2 protein-coding genes are annotated in these 2943 nt (G+C 44.8%); both read right to left on the bottom strand.

Going from position 1 to position 2943, the window contains the following annotated elements:
* Positions 1 to 388 precede the first annotated feature (388 nt).
* A complete protein-coding gene (locus B4N75_RS04740) occupies positions 389 to 1801 on the bottom strand; it encodes an OmpP1/FadL family transporter (RefSeq protein ID WP_296668776.1) in 1413 nt (470 codons plus the stop codon).
* Positions 1802 to 1935: 134 nt separating this feature from the next.
* A complete protein-coding gene (locus tag B4N75_RS04735) occupies positions 1936 to 2850 on the bottom strand; it encodes a radical SAM protein (RefSeq protein ID WP_296668777.1) in 915 nt (304 codons plus the stop codon).
* Positions 2851 to 2943 lie beyond the last annotated feature (93 nt).

Here is a 2943-nt window from a genome sequence, read left to right as displayed (position 1 = left end):
GCAATCGTCACCATGACGAAGCGAGAAAAAGTGCTTGAACGGCAATCGTCACCATGACGAAGCTCAAAAAAGTGCTTGAACGGCAATCGTCACCATGACGAAACAAGAAAAAGTGTTTTGCCGGCAATCGTCACCGTGACGAAGGCAGAAAAAGTGTTTGAACGACAATCGTCATCGTGACGAAGACAGAAAAAGTATTTTGTCAGCAATCGTCATCGTGACGAAGCAAGAAAAAGTGCTTGAACGGCAATCGTCACCGTGACGAAATCAGAAAAAGTGCTTGAACGGCAATCGTCAGTGCTTGAACGGCAATCGTCACTATGACGAAACAAAAAAAAGCTCCGCTTCATAACGAAACGGAGCTTTTTTTATCCGCGTTTTTGCGCGCTTAGTTGAAGTGGTATGTTACGCCGATTCCCGCGTTGATTACGTCCTTGCTCAGGACTGTCTTTGTTGAGCTTGACTTGCTTCCAAGATAGTAGTCTGTGTCAAAGTAGTTCGCGTAGAGGCACGAGAGAGACACTGTGAGCTGGTCTGTCGGGTAAATCTCAAATCCTCCGCCGACTACGATGTTGTCAAGGACAGGGTTGAACGTTGAGTTTGAAGTGTCTGTTGTTCCCTGGTTTCCGTAGCTTGCTCCGATTGAAGCTCCGACGTACTTGCAGAATCTGTAGTCAACGCCGAGCGCGATTTCCCATGAGTTGTCGTAGTCTGTCTCGCTCAAGATTGAGTCCTGATGGGCAAAGTCGTTGAAGTAGTAGTTGAAGCTTGTGCTTACATACAGGTTGTCAAGAACGTGGTAGCCTGCTCCGAGGTTCAAAACTGCCGGAAGATCGGTGCGGAAATTCTTGTCGTTCGTGATGTCGTAATACTGCGCGATGTTTCCTTTTACGTTGTCAACATTGTACTCAATGCGGCTCAAAGTCTGGTACTGGAGCGAAAGGTCGAGCTTTGGAACAACCGGCGGCTTTGCGTGGATTCCGAAAACCATGCTCTGGCCGTAGCCTGCAGCGTCGTATGAAATCTTGTTGCTGCCGTTTATTGTCTTGAAATTTGGATCGTTGCATTTAAGAGTCATGTCCTGTGTTCCGATTGTGTAGCGGTAAGCCGCAGAAAGCGAGAGCCAGTCAGTAACGAGATAAGCCGCTCCAAGCTGGATTCCGTATGTGATTGAAGTTACATCGAGAGAATGGTCTTGTGCCATTTTGATAGAAGCTGTTGCAAGTTCTCCATATTGATATGCCTTAGTTGCATATGCTGTAGCAGATGTATTGTCAGAGTTTGCTGCTGCGCCTTGCGCCATTAATTTATATTGTCCGGCTGCCTCTTTCATTTTTGCCGCGCCCTGCAAGAACATAAGCGTTGTCGCGCTTGTTCCCTCGTCGTAAGAAAGCGAGCCGCCGCCTGCGTAAACTCCGAAGTTCGAGAAGATTGCCCATCTGCCTTTCTTGTAGACCGCGTTCAAGTCAGGGTAGAGCCAGACTGTCGTGTCGTCTGTCGATTTGTAGTCTTTGATACCAAGTGAAGAATAATCGCCAGTTGCGTAATAATCATTCGTGTCGAGCTTGTTCGAGTATTCCTTGAAGACAAACTGGTTTCCGCCGCCAATCCAAAGTCCTTCCTTCAAAAAAGCAGTTCCCGCAATGTTGTAGAAGGCCGCTTCCGGACGCTCGTTCTCTGTGTTTCGGCTCGGGTTTCTTAAATAGCCTGTGCTAAGGTTTGTCTTGTTCTCAACTCCGCTTGCAAAGATAAAGCTTGCAGAAATTGCTGCAAAAATTGTAGAGGCAATGAGTTTTTTCATTGTTTGTTCTCCTGTAAAACACCTTTTTGGTGAAAAAAATCTATAAGCACAAAAATGACACAATGATAAAAAATGTCATTTTGTCATATAGAACGTTAGTCTATTCTTTTTTTATTTTGATGTCTAGTGCGAAGCTATAAATTGTTGCAAAGCCAGCCGCAGAATGTGCAGATGTCGTCAGTGCGGGCGTTGCATGGAAATTTTTCACCTGATTTTTCAAGCTTTTTTGCGTGTTTTAAAAGTCCGTCGCAAAAACAGGCTTGAACCATCTTGTTTTCTTTTGCGTTTTCCATGATTTTTTCAAAGCTGTCGGTGATTTTTCCTATAAAAAGCGCGCTGTTTTCGTTTGCAAAGCCGCAGCACGGAGCAATGTCGCCTGTCGGGTGGACAAAGAGAATCTGCCCCGGTCCTTCGCAAAAATCTTCATTGAACCATTTTTTGCTCTGCCAGCCGCGCTCGTCGTCGCCTTGAAAAGTCTGCGGAAGAATAAAAATATCCGCCGCAAAATCTTCGGAAAGCGCGTTCAGCTCGGCTTCAAGTTTTTCTGAATTTTCTTCATCTAAAAGCGGATCCGCCACCGCCTGGATTGTCAAATTTTCTTCTCCGAAAATCTCGTTCACAGTTTTGCAGAATGTTCTGATTCTTTCGTATTTTTGCGCATGGAAATTGTCGTAGCTCACGCCGATTTTTCCGTCGTAGCCAGCATCGCAGATTTTTTGCAAGGTATCGCGCAGGTCGCTTTCGGTTTTCCACCAGTCGCCGTTTGTCATAATCTGGTCGAACATAAAGTCGTTTTTTCGCGCGAATTTTATTGTTTCGGTCATAAAATCAAGAGCAAGAAAAGGCTCGCCGCCCGAAAAACCGATTTTGTCTATTTGCGAGTCAGGATTTTTTTTGCATGAGAGAATCAGCTTTTTTGCGTCCCCGGCGTTGAGCTTTGTCGGAAGCCGGTTTACAAAGCAGTGCGCGCAGCGGAGATTGCACAAAGTTGTGCAGGCGAAAATTATTTCTGTCGGATTGAAGCCTTTTTGAACTGGTAATTTTTTCATAATAGAAAATTATATCATAAGAAGAAAAAGTTTTTTGTTTTTAGGATTGAGAAAATTTCGATTTCTGCAATTTTTTTTTGTGAGATAAGGAAT

It is taken from the genome of Treponema sp. UBA7570, from assembly GCA_002477955.1.
In the GTDB taxonomy this organism is placed as follows: domain Bacteria; phylum Spirochaetota; class Spirochaetia; order Treponematales; family Treponemataceae; genus Treponema_D.
This window is presented reverse-complemented; position numbering and strand designations above follow the sequence as displayed.

Excerpts from the sequence above, each read along its gene's own strand:
- B4N75_RS04740 (WP_296668776.1), bottom strand. The coding sequence starts at position 1,801 with ATGAAAAAACTCATTGCCTCTACAATTTTTGCAGCAATTTCTGCAAGC.
- B4N75_RS04735 (WP_296668777.1), bottom strand. The coding sequence starts at position 2,850 with ATGAAAAAATTACCAGTTCAAAAAGGCTTCAATCCGACAGAAATAATT.